Here is a 25,361-nt window from a genome sequence, read left to right as displayed (position 1 = left end):
TCAGGGCCGGTGCTTCGGGCAGGCTCACACCGACTGCCTTTCATCCATGAGGCCGCGCAGGTATTCGGCGGTCCGTGCCGGGTTATCGGCAACCATCGCTTCGATCTGCGCACGTTTGAGTTCGCCGTCGAGGGCATCCGAATCGGGCAACGGCAGGGCGGGGGTGGGCTCCAACGGTGCAGCGGGCTGGATGGATGTCAGTTCGATGGCCGTGGTGGGCGGACCTGCTATGGCAGGGGTTGGGATGGCTTCAGGCAAAGCGTCGTACTCCACGCGTTCTCCGAGGTCCACCGGTTCCCGGCGCTGGCGGCGCTTGAGGATAATCAAGACGGTCACGATCAGCGCGATTGCGGCGAGCAAGATGCTGCCGGCCATGATCAGTGTGTTCATGAGCGCTGCTTCTTTGGCTGCCTCGGCATCGGCCTGGGCAGATCCGAGTGCTTCAGCGGCCTTGTCTGCGGCGGCGGTGCTGAAGGGCAGGACCTCCACTGTGACTACGTCGCCGCGTGCAGTGTTGATGCCGGCAGCGGCGGTCACCAGTGATCGGACGGAGTCGATGTTCACGCCCCCGGCAGCTGACTGGTTGATGGCAACGGAGATGGTCTGCCTTTTTACGGCTCCCTGAGGGATGGTCCGGTCTTCGGTGACCTTGTTGACGGCGTTGTTCTTGGTGGTATCGCTGGAGTCGTAGCTGCCGTTCGCCGAGGTTCCGCCGGGAACGGCAATGTTGTCCGGACCCAGGACGCCTGCTGCTCCGCCGCCCGTTCCGGTGTATTTCTCAGTCTTCGTGGACTCACTGAGTGCCGGCGTGTTGGTGGCAGGGCTAAATGTTTCGCTGCGTTGCTGGGCCGATTCGGCCGTGACATCAGCGGCCACTGCAACGGTCGAGTTCCCGGGGCCCACTACGCTGTCCAGCACTGTCCGGACCGCGTCCGAGGTGCGCTGTTGGTAATCCGAGGCTTGCTTGGACGATGACCCGGTAGCTCCTCCGCCCACTGTGGACAGGACGTTGCCTTGCGAATCGACCACCGAGACGTTGGTTGGCTTCAAGTTCTCGATCGCCGCGGAGGTCAGGTGCACTATCGCCTGGACCTTGTCCGAGGACAAGGTCGTGCCCGGCTGCGTTTCCACGAACACCGAGGCGGTGGCTTCGGGGGTGGTGGCCACGAAGACCGACTTCTCCGGGATGGCGAGTTGCACGGCCGCGGACTTTACGCCGTCCATCGCCTGGATGGTGGTGCTGAGTTCCCCTTCCAAGGCCCGTTTATACGTGACGGACTGCTGGAACTCAGAGGAAGTGACGCCCAGCTTGTCCAGCAACGAATAGCCGGTGGCCGCGGCGGTAGGCAATCCTGCGGCCGCCGCTTTCAAGCGCTCGTCGTACACCTTGTCCTCGGGGACCAGGATGGTGGACCCGCCGTTGCTGAGCTCGTAAGGGATGTTGTCCTTGCGGAGCTGCTCCACGATGCTGTTCGCGTCGGTGTCCTTCAGCCCGGAAAACAGTGGTGAGTAGGCGGGCTTCCCCAGCCACGCAGTCAGGGCGACGCCGCCGAGCACAATCACGGCCACGCCCAGAATGGCGAGTGTGCGCTGGGCAGGGCTGAACGCCTGCATGCCGCTGCCAAGCTTGCGGAAGAACTGGGAAATCGCCGGTGGCATCAGGCCTGCATCCTCATGATTTCGTTGAACGCGTCAATGCCCTTGTTCCGCACCGCGGCAACAAGCTCGAACGTCACCTGCGCGCGCGTGGCAGCGAGGGTTGCCTTGTGGATATCGTCGAGGTTGCCTGTCACCGCGGACACAGCAAGTTCCTTTGACGTGGACTGCAGGGACTGCAAATCGTCGACGGCGCCGGTCAGTGCGGTGCCGAACCCACCCCCGGTGCTGCCGGGGGCCTTGGTGCTCCCGGCATACCCCGTTCCGCTGACGCCCTGGACGCTCTCGATGGGACTCAGGGACATCAGGATTTTCCGATCTCGAGTGCTGCCAGGTACGTTTCGCGGGCCCGGTCAACTACTTGTGCGTTGGCCTGGTAGCCGCGCTGGGCGATGATCAAAGTTCCCATTTGTTCGGCAAGATCTATGTCCGGGTACTTCACGTTGCCGTCGGCGTCGGCCAAGGGGTGGTCCGGCTGGTACACGATCCTGCCGGTCGCGTCGCCCAGCGGAGTGCTCTTGACGTAAACACCTTGCCCGTCGTTTCCCTCGGCTGCTTCGATGTACCGGGCCCGGAAGACCTCTCCGTCGGTGCTGGAGGCGTTGTTCATATTGGCCAGGTTGTCTGACACCGCGTCCAGCCATTTGCGGTGGACGGTGAGTGCGGAGCCTGCGATTCCGATCGCATCGAATGTCATCAGGAGCTCCTCAACGCAGTGCGGAGGGAGGTGAATTCTCCGGCAGCTGCGCGGGCCGCAAACTGGTACCGCAGGACAGTGTCGATATTGGACAACGTCTCCGTGTCCAGGTTGACGTTGTTTCCGTCGGTACGTGTTGGCTCTTCCGACGGCGATACCGTGGCGTTCACCTCTCCATCGCCCGCACGAACCGAGGCCGCCAACTGATCCTCGAAGGAAACCCTTTTGGCGGTGTAGTTGGGCGTGTTGATGTTTGCGATGTTGTTGGCGATGGTCCGCTGGCGCAAGGCGAGCGCATCCATGGCGCTGGCCAGTGCGGCGGATGTCACGGATTCAAGCACAAGTCCTCACCTGGTGGTGTTCCTAAGGCCAATCCGTGGCCACGCATCGAGCGATCCCTGCTCAGCATCAGTTATCGACACTGTTCAGTCCGCCGTTAGCGGAATTCGCCAGCAAATTTTGTAAATGCCGGGCGTGCTTCCATCACCGAGCCTGCCCGGCGTTCCATGCCGGCGTTCCATGCCGGCGACATGAGTGGCAATGAAGCCCTCACACGGCGTCGGTCGGAGCCGCCTTGTTGTCCACTTCCGCGGTCAGGGCATCTATCCGATCCAAGGCACCACTGAGCCGGCCAACCGTTTCCCACAGTTCGGGGTGTTGGGAGCGAACCTCCTCCAACGGTGTGCCGCCTTTGGCAAGCGCAGCGAGATCGAAGCTGACGTTGGTCCGTGCACCGGCAATCGCAGCCCGGAGCGCCCCGAAGGCCACCACGACGTCGGCGATCAGGGCAGGATTTCCGTTCGCAGCCAGCCATTCCAGGTCTTCGATGGCCTCAATGGCGTGATCCCCCAACACCGCGGAGGCTTTGGCCGCTTCCACGGATGCTTCGCGGATGGCCTTCTCACGTTCCGGACCGGGGTCCAGCCGGAACGCTGCCCCGAAAGCTTTGGAGGCTACGGCGTCCTCGTCTGCCAGGCGAAGGGCCGTCTCCCGCAAGGCGCGCGCCCGGCCCAGCAAGTCCTCCCCCGCGTTCTCCGAGTAGCCGGCCACCATTGAGGTCAACGATGCGGCGATGCCAAGCATCACCCCGGTCCCGGCCCCTCCGCCAGGTGAACCGCTGGACTCTGCCAGAGCCTTGGTCCATTCCTCGACCGTGGAGTGTTGGGTAGTGATCTCTTGTGAATCAGCCATGCAGCCCAGTCTCGCATTCCAGGACCTGACCAACACCACTGTCCCCCCGATACACTGGCCATCCCGGCGTCGAAACTGTGAGGGGCTTCCCTGTGGGCATTGACCTTGAAGAACTGTACAAAGACCTGCAGCTCACCCGGAGCTGTCGTTCCAGGAGGTGCGAACGGCTGGAATCGTGGCGGGACACCTTGACGGCCTGGGCTTCCAAGTCCACCGGAACATCGGAAAGACCGGCGTAGCGGGCGTTCTCCGGAACGGGGAGGGCCCCGTTGTGATGCTGCGTGCTGACATGGATGCACTGCCCGTCAAGGAAGCCACCGGGCTGGACTACGCAAGCACTGCCATGGGTGTGGACCACCAGGGCCTTGAGGTACCTGTCATGCACGCCTGCGGTCACGACGTCCACGTCACCTGCCTGATTGGCGCCGTGGAGGAACTCGTCCGGACACAGCAGGATTGGCATGGCACACTGATCGCGATCTTCCAGCCGGCCGAAGAGTTCGGTGGCGGGGCGGACACCATGGTCAAGGACGGCCTCTACGACCGCATCCCCAAGCCCGAGGTGGTCCTTGGTCAACACGTGGCGCCTGTCCCCGCAGGCTGGTTCGGACTTCGCTCCGGTGTTGCCATGGCATCTGCTGATTCGCTCAACATCACCCTGCATGGCCGCGGCGGGCACGGTTCACGCCCCGAAACCACCGTGGACCCGGTCCTCATGGCCGCGGCTGCCACGATCCGGCTCCAAGGGGTAGTGGCCCGCGAAATCGCCGCCAGTGATTCGGCCGTGGTGACGGTTGGGCAACTGCACGCAGGCACTAAAAACAACATCATTCCGGAAACGGCCACCCTCGGCCTCAGCATCAGGTCCTTCAGCGAGCCCACGCGCGAAAAGGTGCTGGCCGCCGTCGAACGTATTGTGCGGAGCGAAGCGGCCGCGTCTGGTGCCGCGCGGGAGCCAGACTTCAACTACGAGGAACGTTTTCCCCTCACCGTGAATGATGATGCAGCCGCGCAAAGGGTGGATGCGGCCTTCCGGGAAAAGTTCGGCGCCGGGCAGGTCATTGACCCCGGCCCCGTTTCCGGCAGCGAGGACGTGGGCATGCTCGCCACGGCAGCCGGCGCGCCGCTGGTGTTCTGGTTCCTGGGCGGCATCGAGCCGCACTACGCCAAGGAGTTCGCGGAAAGTGGGCGGCTTCCTGAGGACGTTCCTTCCAATCATTCCCCGTACTTTGCACCGGTCATCCAGCCCACACTCACCCTCGGGACGGAAGCACTGGTCACCGCCGCCCGCGAGTTCCTCGCCTGACGCTCATAGCGCCCAATTAAGTCGCAGTAGCGCGCGTTTTGAACGCTCAAAACGCGCAGTAATGCGACTCAGTTGGGAGGGCGCAGCGGAGGTCAGCCGCGGACATCCAGCAGCAGCGGCCGCTCAAAAACGGGGCCGGCAGGGACAGCAGCCAAGGCACCGAGTTGCGTCCCGGCGTCGTGCTTCATGCGGGCCAGGAGATCCATGGCGTCTGCCTGCGCCTCCAGGACCCGCCGCGCCTGTGGCGCCAGCTCAGCCGGCAACGGTCCTGCATCCAAGGGCGGTTCCCACGCGGGCGGGAACCCTCCGGAAACAGCCAAGGCTATGTCCGCCTCAAACCTGTCGAGGATGCCGGTCCAGATCTCAAGCGACGCCAAGCGCCCGCCCGGGGACGGAACCGGAAACCGCAGGCGACTCAGTCGTCAACAGCGCCGAGGCCTCATGCCAGCCCTGCCGCAAGGGCTCCAAAAGTTCAATGCATTCCTTGGTGCGCTCCACATCCCGGTAGATGTTTGCGCCGATCAAGGCTTGCATAGCGTACTCGTAAATGCTCGCCAGGGAGGCCGCACCGTCCCAGAGGTCCACCCGTAGCGTGGACTGAAGTTCGGCCACGATTGCCTGGGCGTGGAGCAGGTTCTCGCGGGCGGAATCCCAATTGGTGTTCTCCTGTGCCAACCGGGCCCGCTTCAGGTCCAGGAGCAGCCGGTCGTAGAGCATGGTGAGCAGGCGCGCCGGAGGTGCGGAAAGAACGGCGTCGTCGTTGTAACGCGAGACTTGCTGGGCGCGGAGTGCACTGTAGGTCATGGCTATTCTCCTGTGGACTGCTGGGGGAGGCTGGAAATCTGCCCGGACAACCAGGCTGACTGCGATTGAAGGCCGCCGAGCAGGACCTCCATGTTGGTGTAGACGGCTTGGAGGGTAGCTCGGCGCGTGGCGAGCCGCTGGTCCCAATCGGCAATCCGGTTCCCCAGATCCCGGGTTTCGGATTCCCTGCCTTTGATAAGGCTGGAAACGGAGCCGGTGTAGGGATCGGCTCCGGCGTTGGCGGCGTCAGCCACCCGGGCGGCGAGGGCCTGGACGGCGGACTGCGCGGCTGCGGGATCCGCCGTCAGAGCTGCGGAGAACTTTGCGGAATCAAAGGTGAAGTTTCCATCCTTGGTGATGTTGATTCCGTACTCGGCCGGCGATTTTCCGTCGATGGGCCGGGAGAGCGCTGCGAGGACCTGGTCGTTGACTGCCCGCACGGTGCTGTTCCCGGTCAGGATCCCGGCTTTGGGTACGGACGCGCCGCTGGAGTTGGTGCCTTTGGACACCGCGCTGTACATGGAGACGAAGCTGAGGACGTCGTTAACGGAGGTCACCAAATCTTCGGCTTTCTTGGTGATCCCGGGAACATCGCTGGCCACAGTAATTGTCACCGGACCCGCGGTAACCGCCGTTGCCGTCACGGAAACACCCGGCAGGACGTCGGCGAACGTGTTGCTCCCGGAAGTCAGGACCTGGGCGGCTGCGGTGCCGGCGTACAGTGTCGCTTTGGCATCCTGGGCGGTACGTACGACGGCGGCTGTCGGATCCGCCATGAGGTCGATCGCAGTGCCGCCCGCGACGTGGGCGGCTGTGCCTTGGTAGACAGTGAAGGCTCCGGCCGCACCGGACTGCGAAGCCGTGAGTTGCAGACGGTAGGTGCCGTTGCCGGCCGGAACCTTCACCGCTTGTGCGCCACCGGATGCTGCGTTGATGGCTGAGACCACGTCATCCAAAGAAGTGCCCGCGGGCGCAATTTCGGTCGTCTTACCCGTGGAATCCACGATCGTCAGCTTGGCGGGCGCACCGCCGTCCGTGGGCCATGACGCCATGGCCGCGGTGACGTTTACCTGCGTCTGCGCCAACTGCGTAACGGTCAGGTCGACCGATCCCGCAGTGGCCGCCGTCGTGGTTTTTGCCGTGACGGAAGCGGCACTGCTGGTGGCAGTGAACAGATTCAACGCACCCGTGGCGGAACCTGCAAGGGACAGGTCCTTCAAGGACGTGAGCTTGGTGTTGAGGGACTGCAGGGTGGAGATCAACGTCTGGTTGGAGGCCAGCTTGGTCTTGAGCTGGGTCTGTGGCAGCGCCTCAACGGACATCAGCGAATTGATGATCGCTGTGGTGTTCAGTCCACTCGCGAGGCCGTCGATGGCGGTTGTCACAGGTCTCCTCCCAGTTCCGATCAGTTACATGCCGACGGCGGCCGGCCAGGATGGGGCCTGGCCGGACGCCGTTTCACGCCGGTTTTAGCGCAGGAACGCTAAAACGGGGAGTCCTTAGCGAAGGAGCGAAAGAACGCCCTGGCCGGACTGGTTGGCCTGGGCCAGCATTGCGGTACCTGCCTGGGACAGGATGTTGGCCTTGGTGTACTTGACCATTTCCGCAGCCATGTCCGTGTCCGCAATGCGGGACTGGGCAGCCTGCAGGTTTTCACCGGCAACGTTCAGGGACTTGATGGCGTGGTCCAAGCGGTTCTGGCTTGCGCCGAGGTCCGAACGCTGGGTGGATACTGCCTTGATGGCGGTGTCGATTGCCGTGATGGTGGTCTGTGCGGTGGCGTTGTCCGTCACTACGAAGTCCGTGGAGCCGGTTGCCGAGGCCAGCGCACCCACAGCGGTTGCCACATCGCCGAGGTTGACGGCGATGACGTCGTTGGCCGAGCCCGCAGTACCCACCTGGATGTTCTTGGAACCGCCCTTGAGGAGGTCGATGCCGTTGAAGTTGGTGGACTGCGTGATGCGGTCCAGTTCCTTGCCGAGCGAGTCAGCTTCCTTCTTGATTGCCGCCCGCGCGTCGCCGTTGTTGGTGTCCGATGCACCCTGTACTGCGAGGTCGCGCATGCGCTGCAGGACGGAGTGGACTTCGGTCAGGGCACCTTCCGTGGTCTGGATGATGCTGATGCCGTCCTGGGCGTTCCGGGCGGCAACTGCCGAACCGCTCACCTGGGACTTGAGGCCTTCCGAGATGGCAAGGCCGGCAGCGTCATCTGCGGCACGGTTGATGCGCAAGCCGCTGGAGAGCTTTTCCATCGACTTGGACAGGGTGTCCTGCGTGGCGTTCAAGCTGCGGTAAGCGTTGTTTGCCATCAGGTTGTTGTTGATCTGCATGCCCATGATTTTTCCTCCGTGATCTGGACTTACTGTGTGGCAGCCCATCCGTGGGCCGTCACAGCGCACTATCGGCGGGCGGCGCGGACGGCGTTAGTTAAAAGTTGCAAGTGGTTTTTCACTGGATGGCCGCCTAACGCCGCGCCGCTGCCGGCCGATAGTTATTGGCGAGTTGGCGGACAGGGTTCCGTCCCACACCCCCATCCCAAACCAGAACTGGAGTCGACCGCGGTGGCCATCCATGAACTGTCAGCCCTGCTGTGGCGCGAACGTGAGCTTCTGGATCTTCTGACTTTCAAGCTCGAAGAGGAGCAGTTGCTGCTGACGGCCGGCAAGTCCAGGTGGCTGCCGCACGGGACCCGGGAGGTGGAACAGGTTCTTGAACGCGTCTCCCAGGCAGGCCTCACCCGGGCGGTGGAGATTGCCGCCGTCGCGGAGCAGTGGGGCCTGTCTGCGGATTGCTCGCTGGCCGAACTCGCTGCCGGGGCGCCGGATCCCGCATGGGCAGACGTACTCGAATCCCACCTCACGGCCATGCGGCAGCAAACAGCAACCATCAAGGAACTTCGCGATGCCAACGAACAGTTCCTGCGCGCAGCCGTTCGTTCCACCCAGGAAACCCTGGCGGACCTGAAACCGGCAGCCGGCACCTATGACTCCCACGGCAGGACGGGCGACCCCTCGCCTGCCCATCTTGTGGACCGGAAACTCTAAGAAGGCAACCCTGTGAGCACATTCGGCGGACTCAACACGGCCTACCGTGGCCTCACCGCAGCCCAGCAGGCCATCAACCTGGCAGGCCAAAACATCGCCAACTCCGCTACGCCGGGCTACACGCGGCAGCGGATCGAGCAGTCGGCCATCGGAGCGCCGGCCCGGACCGGCGTAAACCCTGGTGGCGTCCAGGCGGGCCAAGGCGTTTCCGTGGATGGCATTGCGCGGTTGGGCAACACCTTCCTCGACGCCGGCGTCCGGAACACGGCCGCTGCTTCCGGGTACGCCACGGTCCGATCTACGGAAATGCAGCGCCTTGAGGACTCACTCCACGAGCCCGGTGAGCACGGGATACCGACGGCGTTGCACACCTTCTGGGCTTCCTGGCAGGGAGTTGCCAACCACCCTGGCGAGTCCGCTCCGGCGTCGGTCCTGCTGGAAGCCGCAGCCACGCTGTCGGAGACAGTATCGGCAGGTTACGGGGCGTTGGATGCACAGTGGAGCCGGGTGCGCGGCGAAGCAGCCGCTTCTGTCAACGAGCTCAACGCCGCTGCCGGCCGCGTGGCGAACCTCAACGCGCAGATCCGTTCCACACTCGCCGCCGGCGGCTCCGCGAACGAACTCATTGATGCCCGGAACCAGATCACGGAATCCATCGCCTCCTTGTCCGGCGGCAGTGTCCGCGTGAACGCCGATGGAACCGCGGACGTTTTCATCGGCGGCAACGCCCTGGTCTCAGGAACCTCCGTCCGCCCGCTCACCCTTGCCGGCCCAACGAGCCTCAGTACCGCAGCTACGCCGGTGCAGCTTGAGTGGGCCGACAGGCCTGGTACTGCGGTGAACCTCGACGGCGGCGAACTCGCCGGGGCGGTGTCGCTGCTGGCTCCGGCCAACGGGAGCGGGACGGGCGGCGTGATCGCACAAACCGCTGACGCCTACAACGCTTTCGCCACGCAGCTCATGAGCGACGTCAACGCGATCCACCGGACCGGGCAGTCCAGCAACGGCGCAACTGGCCTGGACTTTTTCACCAGCACGCCGGGCCTCCCCGCCGCAATGTCGATCCGTGTTGTTCCTACGAATGCCGCCGGCATCGCCACGGGAGCCGTCGGATCCGGCGCGCTGGACGGGACCGTGGCGGACAGACTCTCCCAAATCGGTTCCGCTGCATCGTCACCCGACGTTTTCTGGAGCGGGGTCGTCTCGGCGATCGGGATGGCTTCCCGGGCAGCCCAACAGCATTCGCAACTGGCCGACGCAGCGGGCGCATCCGCCGTCGTACACCGGAACTCCGGTTCAGGTGTGAGCCTCGACGAGGAGAACATCAGTCTCCTTGCAGGGCAGCACGCGTACCAGGCCGCTGCGCGGGTCATGACGGCAATCGATGAAGCTTTGGATGTCCTGATCAACCGCACCGGACTTGTAGGAAGGTAAGCCATGCTCAATCGGGTTACTACGCAGATGATGGCTGCCTCTTCGCAGCGAAGCCTGCAGTCCGCGCAAGCGAAGTTGGCTGAGGTGCAGGACAGGGCGCTCACGCTGAAGAACATCAACCGCCCTTCGGATGATCCCGCTGGAGCAGCCCAAGCCATTGCCCTGCGGGGCCAGCTGAATGCAGCAAGCCAGTACGGCACCAACATCAGCGACGGCAACGGCTGGCTCGCTGCGGCGGACACTGCGCTGGGACAGGCGACGAACATCCTCAACAGGGTGCGCGACCTCGTTGTCCAAGCAGCCAACGGCACACTCAGCGATTCCGCCAGGCAGGCGATCGCCGTCGAAATCGAGGGCCTGGGCGAGGACCTCCTGACGCAGGCCAATACGCAGTACCTTGGCCGTAACGTCTTCGCAGGCAGCGCGGACACTGACAGCGCCTTCACCAACACTGTTCCCCCGGTGTTCAACGGGGTATCCGGCAGTTCGGTGGAACGCCGCGTTGACGCCTCGCGGACCGTGCGCGTTGATTCCGACGGCGGTGCAATCTTCGGCACGGGCGCCGGCTCGGCCTTCGCGGTAGTGGGTGACGTCGTCGCGGACATCCGTGCCGGCATCAATCCCAATGGCCGCCTGGCAGCCATCGGCGGCCGCATCCAGGCCGTCATCGACGGAAGGGCCGACGTCGGGATGCGCCAGACACGCCTGGGCCAGGCCCAAAACTCCTTGGAAGGGATGAAAGCTACTCTGGAAACACAAAGGTCCCGGGTGGAAGACCTGGATTTGGGAAGGGCTGTCATGGATTTGAAAGTGCAGGAAACCAACTATCAGGTTGCCCTCGCGGTGACCGCCAAGGTGCTGCAACCGACGCTCATGGATTTCCTGCGATGAGCACGGCGTTGACATTCCGGACGCTGCGCTTTGCGTCGCCTTTGCCCGGACTCGAGGATGCTGAGGGTTTCTCCCTCCGGGAGATCGCCGGCGCCGAAGGTTTGTTTGCCCTCGAGGCGCTCGAACCGAAGGTACGGATGTTCGTGGCGGACGCGTCAGTGTACGTACCTGCTTACGCTCCGGTACTTCCGGCGTTCGCGGTTGAAGCTGTTGGCCTCGCTTCGCCGGCTGACGGCAACGTGTTGGTGGTGGTGAACCCGTCCGCGGACAAGACCACCGTGAACCTCATGGCCCCGATCCTGCTAAACCCCTCCAACGGGGTGTGCCTTCAAGTGATCCTCGACGGCGGCAAGTACCCGCTGCGGGCCGAACTCGCCAAGTGACTGGCACCAGCGGTTGTTCTGACGCGTCAGAGCAACCGCTAATGCCAGCCAGTTTCGGCGTCAGGCCGGGATGTTCAGCGAGGCCTCAAGAGCTGCATCAGCGTCACGGAGGACTTTGGCCGCTACTTCGAGCCCCTCGATCCGTCCCAAGGACGTGTCCTCATGTTCGATGTTGACCAGCATGTCCGGATCCACCTCGTACAGGGCGCGGAGGAACTCGGTCCAGTAGGCGGTGTCGTGGCCCCTGCCGAGGGCTACGAAGTCCCAGGCGGAGTTCTTGGGCCATTCGTTGGCCCACTCATCTCCGCCCAGGTTGGTGCGGTTTTCCTCGGGTGAAAGACGGCGGAAGCTGTTGTCCAGCACACCGTAGAGCGCGGCATGGTCCTTGTTCACGCGCACGTCCTTGGCTGCCGCCTGGAACACCAGCGGACCGAGCTCACGCACCACCGCGACGGGATCCATCTGCTGCCAGAACAGGTGGGATGCATCCAGTTCCACACCCACATGGGTGGCTCCGGTGAGTTCGATGAGCTTGTAGACGTCAGCGGTGTTGAACACGATGTTTTGCGGGTGAAGCTCAAGGGCTACCTTTACCCCGTGGTCGGCGGCGAGGCGGTCGGTTTCCTTCCAGAAATCGGCGGCCACGCCCCACTGGTAATCCAGGACGTCCAACGCCGCGGAGTTCCATGCATTGACCACCCAGTTGGTGACGGTCGCGCCGGGTTCGCCGCCGGGCAACCCGGACATGGTCACCACCCTGTCCTGTCCGAGCCTATGGGCCAAACGGATGGAGCGGCGGATGTCTTCGGCGTGCTTTTCGCCGATTTCCCTGCGCGGGTGCAGCGGGTTGCCGTTGCAGTTCAAGCCCGCGATCGAGACGCCCGTGCCCTCGAAAATGCCCAGGAAATCGTCCCTTGCGGCATCCGACTCCAGAATCTGGTCCATGCCGGGAACGTGGACAGCGGGCAGGAATCCTCCAGTGTTGATCTCGATGCCGGTCAGGCCGAGGTCCGCGATCACTTTCAGGGCTTCGGGAAGGGACCGGTCGTGCAGGATCGCGTTGTAGACGCCGAGTTTCATAGCGTGATCTTCTTTCCATTGTTCAGGGCTGATTCGGTAACGGCTCCAAGGAGTTCCATGTTGCGGACGCCCTCGTCGAACGTGGCACAGCGGGGCAGCGACTCTGCCTCGGAAAGTCCGGCAACTTCTTCCAGGAAGGCGCGGGCCTGATAACCGAAGGCGTCGTTCTGGCCGAAGCCGACCTCCGGCGCGTCCATGGCCAGGCCACCGGCAATGTACGGGTGGCCCGGGCCCAGGATGACCTGGCGGTACCCGTTGTGCAGGCCGGACCCGTCGTTGAGGAACAACTGGATTTCATTGGGCCTGCGCTGGTCGAACTTCGCACCCCCGTTCTCGCAGAACACTTCGAACTGGAGGCTGTTGGCGTGCCCGGCAGCCACACGGGAAACCTCGAAACTGCCCGCTCCATTGGCGAACTCAGCGTTGAAGGCCGCGTAGTCGTCGTTCTCCACGGCCTCGAATGTGTCGCTGACGGCCACGTGGTCATGGCCCATGACTGCGCTCAAAGGCAGCGGTCGCTTGTCGATGGACGTTGCCAGGCGGCCGCCGCTGATGGACTTAATATCGCCGCACAGGAACTCGGAAACATACGTCAGGTGGCTTCCGACGTCGGCCAGCGCACCGGAGCCGGGACCCCCTTTGTATCGCCAGCTCATGGGAGCTGAGGGGCTGAAACCATAGTCGGTCCAGTACCGGCCACTGAAGTGCAGTACGTTTCCGAGGACGCCGTTCCTGATCAGTTCGCGGATGTAGGCAATCCCGGGTGTCCGGCGGAAGGTGAAACCGATGCGGGCCAGGTTGCCTCGGGCTTCAGCAGCCCGGGCGGCCCCGGCCATGGCGCGGGCATCCTCGAGGGTGTCGCTGAGCGGCTTCTCGCACAGCACGTGCTTGCCGGCCGCCAACAATCCCTCCACCACTTCCCGGTGCAGCGGGTTGGCGATCACCACACTGACCACATCAATGTCGTCGGCTTCGGCGATTGCCTGCCAGGACGTGTCATTGCGTTCGTACCCGAACCGGCGGGCCGCCAGGGAACCGAACTCAGCGTTGACATCGCCGATCGATACAAGCCGCACTTGGGGCAGCACCGGGCTGTAGAGGGCGGATGCCGTGCGGTACGCGGCGGCGTGGGCTTTGCCGGCCATGCCTGCACCGATGACGGCGACGCCGAGGCTTTCAGCCATGATTTCTCCTTCGAAATTTCGCCGCTTCGTGGGGCACGTGACGGCATTTTGTAGCGCTACAATTTTTGCACTGGCATTGATCGTAACCATGTCCATATGTCCTGTCAATGATGTGCCGACTATCCTCGATAGCAGACCCGAAAGGCATGCCTGAACCCGTGAACAGTCCCCAGACCCGACGCCCCACCCTCTACGACGTCGCCACCGAAGCCGGCGTCTCGCCGTCGTTGGTTTCACTCTTCCTCAAGGACCCTGAAAGGGTCAGTGCAAAGCGCCGCGACGCCGTCCACGCCGCCATCAACCACCTCGGCTACAGGCCCAGCCGCGCGGCCACCACCTTGGCGAGCAATCGGACCAAGAGCGTCGGACTGCTCATCGACGACTACCGCAATCTCTGGTTCGTGGATCTCCTCCGCGGCATGGAGTCGGTACTTTCGGACCTCGGCTACCAAGTCACCGTGGCCGATTCGCGGCCGGGCGAGAACAGGATCAAGGAAGCGACCGATGGCCTCCTGGCCATGCACGTGGACGCGCTGGTCATCGCGGCCGAGCCCAGCGATTCGATGCTGGCACGTACCTGGGTGCCCACCGTCGTCGCGGGTTGGCGCAAGGGCGTTCCCTCCGGAGCAGACCTCATCACCAATGACGACGATGGCGGCGGCGCCATGGCCGCCGAACACCTGCTCGGGCTGGGCCACACGCGCATAGGCCACCTCTCAGGGTCCGACGGCGCCTCCGACCACCGGCGGGCCGGTTACCGCCGCGCTATGGAGACCACCGGCGTCGAGGTCCTGATTGCGGAATCGAGTGGAACCTCGGAAGAAGACGGCTACGCCTCAACGTGCCGGCTGCTGGACCGCCACCCGGACACCACGGCGATCTTTGCCGCCAACGACACCATGGCCCTGGGTGCCTTTGCCGCCTTGAAGGCCCGCGGTTTATCGGTGCCGCATGATGTCTCCGTGATCGGTTATGACAACTCGCCTTTGGCCAAATCCCGCTTCCTCGATCTGACATCCATCGACAACCGGAGCGATGTGGTGGGCACCAGCGCTGCACGAAGGCTCCTGGACCGTCTGGAGGGCCCCGAACTCAAGCCGGAGCAGACCCTGATTGAGCCAACATTGGTGCTGCGCGGGACAACGTCCCCCGTCCGCACCCGGTAAGCCCGCTACGGCACCACGCGGGCTGCTATTTGCCCGCCTGCAACGGTCCCGCCACCCGCAGTTGTTCGTTGTCGATCAGCCACTGCACGGACTCGAAGATGGCCTCCTCCGGTTCATACATCGGTGCATAACCGATGAGTGACTCGGCCTTGCGGATGGAAAAACAGTGGTTGCGGTACAGGTGCTGCCAGCTTGTTTCCGCATGCCCTTCCGTGTCCGATGCCCGGAACTCGTCCCACGTGATGGATTCGAGATTGGCCTCGCGGCCGAACCAACCCGCAGCAATCCCGGCGAACCCCCGGGCACTGAGGGCCGAGGGAGCAACAATGTTGAAGTCCTCCCCCGCAGCTGCCTCGCGATGTTCCACGGCTTTCTGGAATGCCTGCGCAAGGTCGTCGGCGTGAACGTGGTGCATGAGTGCCGTGCCGCCGTCGGGGACCTTCAAGGCGTGACCGGCCGAGAGTGTGTACCAAACCTCCGGATCCAGGTTCCCCAACGGCCCGATCGGTTGCCAACCCGGACCCACGATGTGCCCCGGGTGCAGGGAAGTGGCTGCCAGGCCGCCGCCGGCCGTCTCCGCCTTCAGCATCCGTGCTATCGCGTCCTTCCGGATCCCGTATTCGCCAACGGGTGGCAAGTCAGCATCCTCGGGAATGGGCACTTTGCGACTGGGACCATACCGCCAGATGGAACCGCAGTGCAGCAGATGACCTGTTGCACCGCGCAGCTTTTCAACCAGCCCAACAGCGGACTCCAGCGTGAAACAGACCAGGTCAATGACGACGTCGGCGTTCAGTCCCGCCACCAGGTCACCGAAGGTGCCTGACCGGTCCTCCTGCTCGCGGTCCGCGGCCACATGGCGCACATCCTTCCACTCGGGCACGTCGACATAGGGCTTTCGGTGTCCGCGGCTGACGTTGGTGACCTTATGGCCCGCGCGCACCAGCCGTGGAACGAGGAAGCTGCCGATGTGCCCGCTGCCGCCTATGACGACGATCTTCATGGAGTACCCCTTTGGCCTTGGACGGGTTTTGACCCACGCTATCCGCTCAGCGCCCGGCTGCGGGAGACCCTGCCGCCTGGAGTCGCCGGGATTCCGTGGCTGCCCTGGTTTCAGCCATCATGAGGTCCGCGTTGATCACGGCGCCGGCCATGTTTCCTGCGGCGGCCGATGCCATGACCTGCCCGGTGGGATCCGTGATGTTTCCGGCCACCCAAACCCCCGGGACTTCTGCTGCTCCGGCGGGTCCGTTCGACTCCACATAGTGACCAATGCCGCTTGGATGCCGGACTGACCTGATGCCCAACGATTCGAGGACGGCGCTCCGGGCTTCCAACCGCGGAGCAACAACAGCCGCATCCACCGGAAATTCCTTGCCGGATTCGAGGACCACGCCGGTCAGGACATCATCCCGGACCACCAGGGACTTCACTTTTCCCTCGACCACCGAGATGGAGCGGGCGGCGAACTGCTCCCACTCTTCATCGCTCGGCTTCAGGACGTGGTTGAGGAACAGTGTGATGTTTGGGCTCCACTGCCGGAACAGCAGGGCCTGGTGAATGGACATCGGCCCCGTGCCCAGGATGCCTATCTTCGTGTTCCGGACTTCCCAGCCATGGCAATACGGGCAATGGAGGACATCCCGGCCCCAGCGTTCATGGATGGCCCCGATGTCCGGGAGCACATCGCTCAACCCTGTGGCCACCAGCAAGCGCCTGGCTGCCACACGCCGCCCATCCGCCAGCTCCACCGCGAAGGCGGGTTCCGCTCCTGCGCCGGGCTCCGCCGTCGAACGCGCCGCCACGGCCGTCCCGCCAACCACATCACCGCCGTATTTTCGTACCTCATCACGGCCAACGGCCAACAATTCCTTCGGATTCATGCCGTCACGCGAGAGGAATCCATGGACTCCGGCCGCCGTTGCATTTCGCGGCTCCCCGGCGTCAATGACGAGGACCGAGCGAAGGGCCCGCCCCAGAGTGACAGCGGCGCTCAGCCCTGCCGCGCCGCCCCCGATCACAACGACGTCGTATTGCTCTTCCACGCTTCCGCCCCTTCCACTGCAGGCCCCGGTCTTCGACTTGTTGTGGAGATCCTCGGGCTCAGACACTCTTTACCAATGGTTTCGAGACCACCCCCTGACTGGCAAGAAACTTTGCTGCAATGGCAAACTACTGTTCATGGACCCGGATTTCAGCAAGCTCCTCGGCTCAGTGGGACCCCGCCTCAGGGCCCTGCGCACCCAGCGCAACGTCACGCTAGCGGAGGCCTCGGAGGCAACCGGCATTTCGGTGAGTACGCTCTCCCGCCTCGAGTCGGGCCAACGGAAACCCACGCTGGAATTACTCCTTCCCCTCGCCAGGCTCCACCAAGTCCCGCTTGAGGAACTCATTGATGCCCCGGAGACCGGCGATCCGCGCGTACACCTCAAGCCGCATGTTCACGAATGGGGTACCGCCCTGCCGCTGACTCGACGGCCAGGCGGGATCCAGGCATTCAAGATGATCCTCCCCGGCGCCAGCGGAAACGAGGTGCCCAATCCGCAGTCCCACGAGGGATACGACTGGATGTACATCCTCAACGGGAAACTCCGATTGATCCTCGGAGAGAACGACTTCGTCCTCAAAGCCGGCGAGGCCGCGGAATTCGACACCCGCACGCCGCATTGGTTCGCAAGCGCCACCAGCCAGCCGGTGGAACTCCTGACCCTGTTCGGACAGCAAGGCGAGCGCATCCACTTGAGGGCCAAGCCGAAGCGCTGACTCCGCGCCGGTCATAAAAGAACGGGGTTCATTTAAACCCTTGCGCTCCGGGACGTCTGCCGCCATACTAAATGAACGCTATTCATTTAGTGACAGTCGTCTCACCGGAGAACATGCCATCATGATTGAAATTACCCGCCTCGAAGCCCCGACTTCCTTGGCGCGCACCGAGCCCTCCACCCGCACTCCCCTGCGGGTGGGCGTCGTCCAGCACCGTTGGCACGCGGACGAAGCCGTCCTGCGCGCCGAATTGAACGAGGGCATCGAACGCGCAGCCAAGCTGGGAGCCGCAGTCGTCTTCCTGCCGGAGCTGACCCTGTCCCGCTACCCGGCAGATACCCGCCCGGCCAACAATCCGGCCGCAGGGGTCCGCCCGTCCGACATCGCCGAGGACCTGCTCACCGGCCCCACGTTCACCTTCGCAGCAGAGGCAGCCCGTAAGCTCGGGGTCTCCGTTCATGCTTCCCTGTACCAGCGCGCCGAAAACCCGGACGGCACCGACGACGGCCTGGGCTTGAACACCGCCATTCTGGTCTCCCCCGCCGGGGAACTCGTGGCCCGCACGCACAAGCTGCACATCCCGGTGACGGCCGGCTACTACGAGGACAAGTTCTTCCGGAAGGGCCCTGACGGCGATGACGCGTACGCCGTCCATGCTCCGGCCGAACTCGGTGGAGCACGCCTGGGCATGCCCACGTGCTGGGATGAATGGTTCCCGGAACTCGCACGCCTGTATTCGCTGGGCGGCGCCGAAATCCTGGTCTACCCCACGGCCATCGGCTCAGAACCGGACCACCCGGACTTCGACACCCAGCCCCTGTGGCAGCAGGTCATCGTGGGCAACGGCATCGCCAACGGCCTGTTCATGGTCGCCCCCAACCGTCACGGCAGCGAAGGCACCCTGAACTTCTACGGTTCGTCCTTCATCTCCGATCCCTACGGGCGCATTCTGGTGCAGGCGCCGCGGGATGAATCCGCCGTGCTCGTTGCCGATCTTGACCTCGACCAGCGCAAGGACTGGCTCACGCTCTTCCCGTTCCTGGCCACCCGACGCCCGGAAACCTACGGCCGCTTGACCGAACCCGTCAACCACGACGCTCCGCTCGGCGCCCAACCCCAGGCAGTTCCCGCATGAGCACCTGGCGCATGCCCTCCGAGACCGCCCCGCAGGACCGGGTCTGGATGGCGTTCCCCACCGGCGGGTACACGTTGGGCGGGACGGAGGAAGAAGCACACGCTGCCCGGTCAACATGGGCCGCGGTGGCGAACGCCATCCTCGAGTTCGAACCGGTCACCATGGTGGTAGCGCCCGACGACGTCGAAACAGCCGCGCGCTACCTGGACCCTCGCGTCGAGGTACTGACCGCGGAACTGAACGATGCCTGGATGCGGGACATCGGCCCGTCCTTCGTGCTCGACGCCAACAGGCAGTTGGGTGCCGTGGATTGGATCTTCAACGGTTGGGGCGGCCAGGACTGGGCTGCGTGGGACAAGGACTCCCTGATCGCCGACTACGTAGCCAGCCGTGCCAACGTACAGCGTGTTCCCTCGGGCATCGTGAACGAGGGCGGCGGCATCCAGGTCGACGGCGAGGGAACGGTCCTGGTGACCGAGACCGTCCAATTGGATCAGGGCCGCAACCCGGGCCTGACCAAGGCGGACATCGAAACGGAGCTGGCGCGTACCATCGGCGCAACCCACGTGGTGTGGCTTCCCCGCGGCCTCACCCGCGACTCGGAGAAGTTCGGCACCCGCGGCCACGTGGACATCGTTGCCGCCATCCCAAGCCCGGGAACGTTGTTGGTCCATTCACAGCAGAACCCGGCCCACCCTGACTATGAAGTCTCCCGGCAGATCATCGATTTGCTGCGCACCACCCATGACGCAGCCGGCCGGGAATGGAACATCATTGAAGTTCCGGCACCGGAAACACTGACCGACGACGAGGGTTACGTGGACTACAGCTACATCAACCACCTCGTGGTCAACGGCGGGGTCATCGCCTGCAGCTTCAATGACCCCATGGACGAGAAAGCACTCCGCATCCTCTCTGATGCCTACCCCGGCCGCCGCGTGGTCAGTGTTGACGCGCGGGAGCTCTTCGCCCGGGGCGGCGGCATCCACTGCATTACGCAGCAACAGCCTTCGGCCATCTAGAAAGGGCCTTTCATGAGCCAGACAATCCACAGCGGCGCAACCGACGCTGCAACGTCGCACAGCATCAGCGGCAAGGGACTGAAGACGGGGCAGTTGGGGCTCCTCGCCGTCGTCGTTCTTGGCATCTCCACCATTGCACCCGCCTACACGTTGACCGGGGCCCTGGGCCCCACCATCAGCACAGTCGGCCTGCAGCTTCCCGCCATCTTCCTCATCGGGTTCATCCCGATGATCCTGGTATCACTCGCCTACAGGGAGCTCAACGCAGACTCTCCGGACAGCGGGACCACGTTCACCTGGGTCACCAAGGCATTCGGCCCATGGGTGGGCTGGATGGGCGGCTGGGGGCTGCTCGCGGCCAACATTATTGTGCTGTCCAACCTCGCGGGTGTGGCCGTGGACTTCTTCTACCTGTTCTTGTCCCAGTTGGCGGGAAACCCGGAGATTGCCGACCTCGCGTCGAACAAGCTGCTCAATGTGCGCACGTGCCTCGTGTTCGTAGCGCTGGCCGTGTGGGTCAGCTACCGTGGCCTGCACACCACCAAGATCGTCCAGTACGGACTGGTGGGCTTCCAGTTGCTGGCCCTTGGCCTCTTCGTTGGGATGGCCTTCGCGAACTGGTCAACCTCCCCTACCGCCATCCCGTTCAGCTGGGACTGGTTCGACGTCACCAAGATTGAGACGTTCGGCCAGATCGCAGCAGGCATCTCCCTCTCCATCTTTGTTTACTGGGGCTGGGATGTGTGCCTCACCGTCAACGAGGAAACCGCCAACGGAAAGAAGACCGCGGGCGCAGCAGGAACCCTGACAGCAGTGGTGGTGCTGGGCATCTACCTGCTGGTGACCATCGCCACCATGATGTTCGCCGGCGTCGGGGACACCGGAATCGGCTTGAACAACGAGGAAAACCACGCCAACGTCTTCACGGCCCTGGCCTCGCCGGTGATGGGACCGTTCGCGATCCTGATGTCCCTGGCAGTCCTGTCCAGTTCTGCAGCGTCACTCCAGTCCACCTTCACATCACCTTCGCGCAGCCTCCTGGCCATGGGCCACTACGGCGCACTGCCGGAGCGCTTCACGCACCTGAGCAGGAAGTTCTCGACGCCGGGCTACGCCACCATCGCTGCCGGCATCCTGTCCGCGGGCTTCTACGCGGTAATGCACGTGATCAGCGAGAACGTACTCAACGACACCATCCTGGCGCTGGGCCTGATGATCTGCTTCTACTACGGACTGACCGCTATCGCGTGTGTGTGGTACTTCCGCCACAGCGTTTTCAGCAGCGCACGGAACTTCTTCCTGCGCCTCGTATGCCCGCTGCTGGGTGGCGTGGGCCTGTTCGTGGTGTTCATCCAGACCGCAGTAGACAGCTGGGCCCCGGAGTTCGGCAGCGGTTCGGAAATCTTCGGTGTAGGACTCGTGTTCATTCTGGGCGTCGGCATCCTGGCTTCGGGAGCGGTGGTCATGCTGATCATGTCCCGCGTACGTCCAGGGTTCTTCCGCGGGGAGACCATCCGCAAGGACACTCCCGCCCTGGTGGTCCCGGAGTAGGTAGGTCCCCCAAGTTCGGCTCGCTCCGTTCGCCGGAAAGCTGCTGGTTCGTTGGGAAACTTCCCTGCGAACCCGCAGCTTTCCCGCGTTTTGGGCGGGGGGTTGGTTTTGGACGGGGGTTGGTTTTCGGCGAGGTTACCAGTGGTGCGCCACGTCCACCACCAGGCGCGAACCGCCGTCGGGCCCGTCCAAAGTAAACACCCTGAATGGAAGCCGGGCACGGACACCCAGTCCGATGCTCGTGTAGCCCTCGAAGCTGCCCGCATAGACCACCTGCCGGAAGGTTTGGTAACCGGACACATTGGACAGTTCCGCCTTGGCCGCCGGCGAGTAGGTCGACTGGCCGTTCCGGTCATAGGAAGGCGCGGTTACCGTGATCTGGAGGTCGGCACCGCCAAGGGTCGGGATCTGGAACCCGGAACCGTCCTGGATCACCACGGGGACGTACTGCACTGAGTAGCCGGCCACCTTGCCGGTCAGGTCGATCACCAACCTGTCGTAGCAGGCCTGCTGCCCTGTCCGCACGTTGGTGACATGTGCGGAACTCATGTCGGGGTCGGCCTTGGCCAGGGAACCCCACATAATTCCACAGTACGGTGATGCCGCCGAGGCCACCCCCGGCCCTGCCAGGCCGAGCCCCGCCGCCATTATTGCGGCAGCAAACCCGGCCCCGATTTTCCTCATTTTTTGCCTCCTTAAAGGCGGGTTGGATACCTCAAGCGTAGAAGTTGCGGCGGGCTTTTGAGCGGGTTGTTTCCGCATCGGCATTCAACCGTTAGAGGAAGCCCGGGTCGGTCACGGAAACGTCATTCTGCACCGTGCCGCGTGTCCCTTTGGCACCGTATTGAAGGCCACCGGCGGCAAATTCGTAACCGTGGATCACAAACAAAAAAACCCCGTCCGCCGGAAGGGCGTGACGGGGCTCGTTGGCTGGTCCCCGGGGTCAGCCTTCGCAATCCTTGCAGTACTTCAAGCCGTTCTTTTCCAAGGCAATCTGGGACCGGTGACGGACCAGGAAACAAGAGCCGCACGTAAACTCGTCGGATTGCTCCGGAACTACTACAACGGTCAGCTCTTCACTGGAAAGATCGGCGCCCGGAAGGTCAATACCTTCGGCAGTGTCGTTCTCATCGAGGTCGATCACTGCAGTCTGGGCGCTGGTCCCACGGGACGCCTGAAGGGCCTCAAGCGATTCGCCGGGAGACTCTTCTTCAGTCTTGCGCGGGGCGTCGTAATCAGTAGCCATGAGGGTTCGCTTTCGTTGCTGCACAGTGCCATTCCGGCACCTCAGTGCAGCAGTTTAGGCCAAAGCCCAAGGAATATCCGAATAGTGTGCCGAACACGACATTGCCGTGTTTATCCGGCCTGCATCAATGCCCCTGCAGCGCCTGCTGCACGATGTACTCGGCAATGGCCATGGACGAGGTTGCCCCGGGCGAGGGGGCATTCCGCACCAGGACGATGTCCCGTCGCCGGGCAATCACGAAGTCGTCCACCAGCGAGCCATCGCTGTTCATCGCTTGGGCCCGCACACCGCGGGTTCCGGTCCGCACCGACGCGCCTTCCAAGGAAGGCACAAAGCGCACTGCCTCCTTGACGAACTTCCTGCGGCTGACCACCGTCTGGAATTCACGGACCGCGGAAGGAATGTTCTGCCGGGCAAAATTCCAGAAGCCGGGGAAGAGTGCGAAATTGAGCACATCCCTCACGTCGACGTGTTTCCAGGAATACGATTCCCTGCCGAAGGAAATGAAAGCATTGGGGCCCAACATCATTTCTCCGTCAATGCGCTTGGTCAGATGCACGCCAAGGAAAGGGTGTTTCGGATCCGGTACCGGGTAGATGAGGCCTTTGACCTTGTGCCGGGCTTCCTCGCCGAGCAGGAAGTACTGGCCGAAGAACGGCACGATCCTGGGCGACCGGCCTTCGCCCGTAGCCGCCGCCAGCCGGTCCGACTGGAGACCGGCGCAGGCCACCACCAGGTCGTAATGGTCCGCCCCTGACTTGGTCCGGACCACCGCACCGCTCCCCCGCTGCTCGATCGAGGTGACTTCCTGTCCAAGGCGGATATCACCACCCGCCGCCCGTACGTCGTCGGCGAGCGCGTTCGTGATTGCGCGGTAGTCCACGATCGCCGTTTCCGGTGAGTGCACGGCAGAAAGCCCGACGGCGTTCGGCTCCACCCCGGCGATCTGCTCACCTGTCAGCATCCGTACGCCCGGAACCTTGTTGGCGGTAGCCCGGGCAAAGATGGCCCCGAGCCGTTGCGATTCCTCCGCGGTCTGGGCGATGACGAGCTTCCCACATGCTTCGTAAGGCAGGTTCTTGGTGGCGCAGAAGTCCCGGAGCAGTTCCACGCCCCTGCGGCAGAGGGTGGCTTTCAGCCCACCGGGCTCGTAGTAAAGGCCCGCGTGGACCACCCCCGAGTTATGCCCGGTCTGGTGTGCTGCGAGCCGGTCTTCCTTCTCATAAACAGTGATGTGGGCGTCAAGCTTCATGGCCAGTTCCCGCGCCACTGCGACGCCGATGATGCCGCCGCCTATGACGGCACAACGCTTGATGTTGCTTGCCGGGAAATGGGCCATGACACTCCTCGTTGGTGGGGCCTTGCCGGTATCTGTGCACAGCATGCCACGAGGCGCTGCGGGCCGGGGCTTGAAACGCGAAAGACTCGAGACGCGAAAGAGGGGCGGCCCGTAATGGCCCGCCCCTCTCCCTGCACTTTGTAGCTAGACGCTGCCGGGAACGTCGAAACGCTGGCCCGCCGGGTTGGAAGGCAGCAGCGTGAATACCAGGATGGCCAAGGCACCGAGGAAGGGAACCAGGACCAGGAGCAGGAGCCAACCGCTGAAGTTGGCGTCGTGGAGGCGGCGTACCCCCAAGGCGATGGACGGGATGATGGTGGCAAGCCCCCAAATACCCCACAGGATGAAGCCGATGATCGCTCCCGGGCCAGGAACAGCTGTTCCGTCGGCGGCCATGGTGGCTCCGGTCGCTCCCAGAATCGTGGTCAGCAGCTGCAGCACGAAGTTGACCACTGCAGCGATCAGTGCCCACCACCAGTATTCGCTGCGGCTCGCGCGGCCCGTAAAGACAGTGTATTTCTTGAAGAAGCGCTTAACAGCCGCACCGATGGGCGCCCCGTAATACGGTGCCCAAAGCGGCGGTTCTCCGGCTTGCGCGGCATAGGGCTGCGTTTGTGGTTGTGGTTGGTAACTCATTGGTAGATCCCCCGCTTATTAGTTGAGTCGACTGCGCTCAGTGGCATGAGACGTTGCTTATGCTAGTTGCCTTTTGACCAATAAGCACTGCCGGTTGAAAAAAGTTAACGGGGATTTGACTGATTACCGGGTGTTTCCGGAAATTGCTATGCACTCGGGTTATACGCTGACAGGCCTGGTGGAGGTGGTCTCCGAGCCCCGAGATGGCGCGGCGGCACCCCGACAGGCAAGCGTCCCTGGCACCATGGCAAGAATCCCGCATATTCGGAGCCAAGGTCTTCATGGGTACTGCTGTGGGCAATACCCAAATGTGCGGGCCTCCCTCGCCGGGATCTACGCGGCTGGCTGGCCGAAAAGATACGCGGCAACATTCAGCAGGACGAATCCCACAGCAATTCCGGCCCCGATCATGGCCGGCACACTTCCTTCTTTGCGCCCGAGCCTCACGGCTTTCCGCCCTTGGATCACCGAGAGGATTCCGGGGATTGAAAAAACAAGGAGGGCCGGAATGACGGCTGCCAGCCTTTGCTGGAGTTCTGTGGCAACCGCGTCGTTGGCGAGAGCTGTGAAGATGCCTTCGCCGATGACGAAGGCGGCAGCGAAGGTCACCGGATACAGAGCCAGCGACCACCATGCCCGCCGGTAAGCCCTGTTTGCAGCCTCGCTCGGCGCCGGGCTGCCCGGGGAAGCTCCCGGCCCGACGTGTCCACTTCTCCCGCTCGTCACCCGTACCTCCTCGGCTGCTGACTCCAGAGTGCACCAGCGCATGTGAGCCCCGTAGAGGCGTTAGCCCTTTGCTGTGGCGCGACGTCTCTTGAATAAGGCCACACGCA

At 63.5% G+C, this 25,361-nt stretch carries 27 protein-coding genes and 1 pseudogene; 10 read left to right on the top strand and 18 right to left on the bottom strand.

Annotated elements, in window-relative coordinates; translation table 11 throughout:
* Nucleotides 1-24: 24 nt before the first annotated feature.
* The 5 genes from fliF to RI444_RS04320 all read right to left on the bottom strand — a co-directional run bounded on the left by fliF (nt 25) and on the right by RI444_RS04320 (nt 3,544).
* Nucleotides 25-1,659: a flagellar basal-body MS-ring/collar protein FliF gene (fliF, locus tag RI444_RS04340; RefSeq protein ID WP_069696705.1), complete on the bottom strand. Its 1,635-nt coding sequence runs from the start codon at nt 1,657-1,659 to the stop codon at nt 25-27.
* Complete coding sequence (fliE, locus tag RI444_RS04335) at nt 1,659-1,961, bottom strand: flagellar hook-basal body complex protein FliE (RefSeq protein WP_021473717.1); 303 nt, start codon at nt 1,959-1,961, stop codon at nt 1,659-1,661. Before fliE ends, fliF begins: the two co-directional genes overlap by 1 nt.
* A complete protein-coding gene (locus RI444_RS04330) occupies nt 1,961-2,353 on the bottom strand; it encodes a flagellar basal body rod protein FlgC (protein WP_021473718.1) in 393 nt (130 codons plus the stop codon). The genes fliE and RI444_RS04330 overlap by 1 nt, the downstream gene beginning before the upstream one ends.
* A complete protein-coding gene (gene flgB, locus RI444_RS04325) occupies nt 2,353-2,694 on the bottom strand; it encodes a flagellar basal body rod protein FlgB (protein ID WP_021473719.1) in 342 nt (113 codons plus the stop codon). Before flgB ends, RI444_RS04330 begins: the two co-directional genes overlap by 1 nt.
* 208 nt (nt 2,695-2,902) lie before the next feature.
* Nucleotides 2,903-3,544, bottom strand: a complete 642-nt coding sequence (locus RI444_RS04320) for a cyclodeaminase/cyclohydrolase family protein (protein ID WP_069696704.1) — start codon at nt 3,542-3,544, stop codon at nt 2,903-2,905.
* Nucleotides 3,545-3,636: 92 nt separating this feature from the next.
* On the opposite strand from RI444_RS04320, the pseudogene RI444_RS04315 reads away from it, so the two are divergent.
* Nucleotides 3,637-4,850, top strand: a pseudogene (locus RI444_RS04315) (amidohydrolase).
* A gap of 92 nt (nt 4,851-4,942) precedes the next feature.
* Here the strand turns inward: RI444_RS04315 and RI444_RS04310 are convergent.
* The 4 genes from RI444_RS04310 to RI444_RS04295 form a co-directional block, all read right to left on the bottom strand.
* A complete protein-coding gene (locus RI444_RS04310) occupies nt 4,943-5,227 on the bottom strand; it encodes a hypothetical protein (RefSeq protein WP_069696703.1) in 285 nt (94 codons plus the stop codon).
* Nucleotides 5,214-5,654 (bottom strand): flagellar export chaperone FliS, encoded by a 441-nt coding sequence (gene fliS, locus RI444_RS04305; RefSeq protein WP_021473723.1) that lies wholly within the window; start codon nt 5,652-5,654, stop codon nt 5,214-5,216. Before fliS ends, RI444_RS04310 begins: the two co-directional genes overlap by 14 nt.
* Nucleotides 5,655-5,656: 2 nt before the next feature.
* Nucleotides 5,657-7,039, bottom strand: coding sequence for a flagellar filament capping protein FliD (gene fliD, locus RI444_RS04300; RefSeq protein WP_069696702.1), 1,383 nt, complete (start codon nt 7,037-7,039; stop codon nt 5,657-5,659).
* 114 nt (nt 7,040-7,153) lie between these two features.
* Nucleotides 7,154-7,990 (bottom strand): flagellin, encoded by an 837-nt coding sequence (locus RI444_RS04295; protein WP_021473725.1) that lies wholly within the window; start codon nt 7,988-7,990, stop codon nt 7,154-7,156.
* 225 nt (nt 7,991-8,215) lie between these two features.
* Between RI444_RS04295 and RI444_RS04290 the strand changes: the two genes are divergently transcribed.
* The 4 genes from RI444_RS04290 to RI444_RS04275 are packed head-to-tail and all read left to right on the top strand — an operon-like array spanning nt 8,216 to nt 11,406.
* Nucleotides 8,216-8,698, top strand: a complete 483-nt coding sequence (locus RI444_RS04290; protein WP_021473726.1) for a flagellar protein FlgN — start codon at nt 8,216-8,218, stop codon at nt 8,696-8,698.
* A gap of 12 nt (nt 8,699-8,710) precedes the next feature.
* Nucleotides 8,711-10,132, top strand: coding sequence for a flagellar hook-associated protein FlgK (flgK, locus tag RI444_RS04285; protein ID WP_207605071.1), 1,422 nt, complete (start codon nt 8,711-8,713; stop codon nt 10,130-10,132).
* A gap of 3 nt (nt 10,133-10,135) precedes the next feature.
* Nucleotides 10,136-11,023, top strand: coding sequence for a flagellar hook-associated protein FlgL (gene flgL / locus RI444_RS04280; RefSeq protein WP_207605072.1), 888 nt, complete (start codon nt 10,136-10,138; stop codon nt 11,021-11,023).
* Complete coding sequence (locus RI444_RS04275) at nt 11,020-11,406, top strand: flagellar assembly protein FliW (protein ID WP_021473729.1); 387 nt, start codon at nt 11,020-11,022, stop codon at nt 11,404-11,406. The genes flgL and RI444_RS04275 overlap by 4 nt, the downstream gene beginning before the upstream one ends.
* 60 nt (nt 11,407-11,466) lie before the next feature.
* Here the strand turns inward: RI444_RS04275 and RI444_RS04270 are convergent, their stop codons facing one another.
* Both RI444_RS04270 and RI444_RS04265 read right to left on the bottom strand, forming a co-directional pair.
* Nucleotides 11,467-12,486, bottom strand: coding sequence for a sugar phosphate isomerase/epimerase family protein (locus tag RI444_RS04270; RefSeq protein ID WP_021473730.1), 1,020 nt, complete (start codon nt 12,484-12,486; stop codon nt 11,467-11,469).
* Nucleotides 12,483-13,670, bottom strand: a complete 1,188-nt coding sequence (locus RI444_RS04265; protein ID WP_021473731.1) for a Gfo/Idh/MocA family protein — start codon at nt 13,668-13,670, stop codon at nt 12,483-12,485. The genes RI444_RS04270 and RI444_RS04265 overlap by 4 nt, the downstream gene beginning before the upstream one ends.
* Nucleotides 13,671-13,816: 146 nt before the next feature.
* Here RI444_RS04265 and RI444_RS04260 point away from each other — a divergent pair, with 146 nt between their 5' ends.
* A complete protein-coding gene (locus RI444_RS04260; protein ID WP_021473732.1) occupies nt 13,817-14,836 on the top strand; it encodes a LacI family DNA-binding transcriptional regulator in 1,020 nt (339 codons plus the stop codon).
* Between the two features lie 25 nt (nt 14,837-14,861).
* Here the strand turns inward: RI444_RS04260 and RI444_RS04255 are convergent, their stop codons facing one another.
* Both RI444_RS04255 and RI444_RS04250 read right to left on the bottom strand, forming a co-directional pair.
* Nucleotides 14,862-15,839 carry an NAD-dependent epimerase/dehydratase family protein gene (locus RI444_RS04255; RefSeq protein ID WP_207605073.1) on the bottom strand — a complete coding sequence of 326 codons (978 nt, stop codon included), beginning with the start codon at nt 15,837-15,839 and terminating at the stop codon, nt 14,862-14,864.
* Nucleotides 15,840-15,885: 46 nt separating this feature from the next.
* Nucleotides 15,886-16,881, bottom strand: a complete 996-nt coding sequence (locus RI444_RS04250; protein ID WP_207605074.1) for an NAD(P)/FAD-dependent oxidoreductase — start codon at nt 16,879-16,881, stop codon at nt 15,886-15,888.
* 136 nt (nt 16,882-17,017) lie between these two features.
* Here RI444_RS04250 and RI444_RS04245 point away from each other — a divergent pair, with 136 nt between their 5' ends.
* The 4 genes from RI444_RS04245 (at nt 17,018) to RI444_RS04230 (ending at nt 21,307) form a co-directional block, all read left to right on the top strand.
* Nucleotides 17,018-17,599: a helix-turn-helix domain-containing protein gene (locus RI444_RS04245; protein ID WP_021473735.1), complete on the top strand. Its 582-nt coding sequence runs from the start codon at nt 17,018-17,020 to the stop codon at nt 17,597-17,599.
* A gap of 121 nt (nt 17,600-17,720) precedes the next feature.
* Nucleotides 17,721-18,734: a nitrilase-related carbon-nitrogen hydrolase gene (locus RI444_RS04240; protein ID WP_207605075.1), complete on the top strand. Its 1,014-nt coding sequence runs from the start codon at nt 17,721-17,723 to the stop codon at nt 18,732-18,734.
* Nucleotides 18,731-19,756 (top strand): agmatine/peptidylarginine deiminase, encoded by a 1,026-nt coding sequence (locus RI444_RS04235; protein ID WP_207605076.1) that lies wholly within the window; start codon nt 18,731-18,733, stop codon nt 19,754-19,756. The genes RI444_RS04240 and RI444_RS04235 overlap by 4 nt, the downstream gene beginning before the upstream one ends.
* 12 nt (nt 19,757-19,768) lie before the next feature.
* Complete coding sequence (locus RI444_RS04230; protein WP_207605077.1) at nt 19,769-21,307, top strand: APC family permease; 1,539 nt, start codon at nt 19,769-19,771, stop codon at nt 21,305-21,307.
* 135 nt (nt 21,308-21,442) lie between these two features.
* Here the strand turns inward: RI444_RS04230 and RI444_RS04225 are convergent, their stop codons facing one another.
* The 5 genes from RI444_RS04225 to RI444_RS04205 form a co-directional block, all read right to left on the bottom strand.
* Nucleotides 21,443-21,991 (bottom strand): hypothetical protein, encoded by a 549-nt coding sequence (locus RI444_RS04225; protein WP_062095320.1) that lies wholly within the window; start codon nt 21,989-21,991, stop codon nt 21,443-21,445.
* 259 nt (nt 21,992-22,250) lie between these two features.
* Entirely contained in the window at nt 22,251-22,553 is a 303-nt protein-coding gene (locus RI444_RS04220; protein WP_021473741.1) for a DUF4193 domain-containing protein, read from the bottom strand.
* 124 nt (nt 22,554-22,677) lie between these two features.
* Nucleotides 22,678-23,892 carry an L-2-hydroxyglutarate oxidase gene (gene lhgO, locus RI444_RS04215; protein WP_207605078.1) on the bottom strand — a complete coding sequence of 405 codons (1,215 nt, stop codon included), beginning with the start codon at nt 23,890-23,892 and terminating at the stop codon, nt 22,678-22,680.
* 144 nt (nt 23,893-24,036) lie between these two features.
* Nucleotides 24,037-24,528 (bottom strand): DUF805 domain-containing protein, encoded by a 492-nt coding sequence (locus tag RI444_RS04210; RefSeq protein WP_062095315.1) that lies wholly within the window; start codon nt 24,526-24,528, stop codon nt 24,037-24,039.
* A gap of 333 nt (nt 24,529-24,861) precedes the next feature.
* Nucleotides 24,862-25,254: a hypothetical protein gene (locus RI444_RS04205; protein WP_207605079.1), complete on the bottom strand. Its 393-nt coding sequence runs from the start codon at nt 25,252-25,254 to the stop codon at nt 24,862-24,864.
* Nucleotides 25,255-25,361: the final 107 nt, after the last annotated feature.

The sequence above is a fragment of the Paenarthrobacter sp. AT5 genome, assembly GCF_032764245.1.
Classification (GTDB): Bacteria; Actinomycetota; Actinomycetes; order Actinomycetales; family Micrococcaceae; genus Arthrobacter; species Arthrobacter ureafaciens.
Note: the sequence above shows the minus strand (reverse complement) of the source record. Positions and strands in the feature narration are given on the sequence as shown.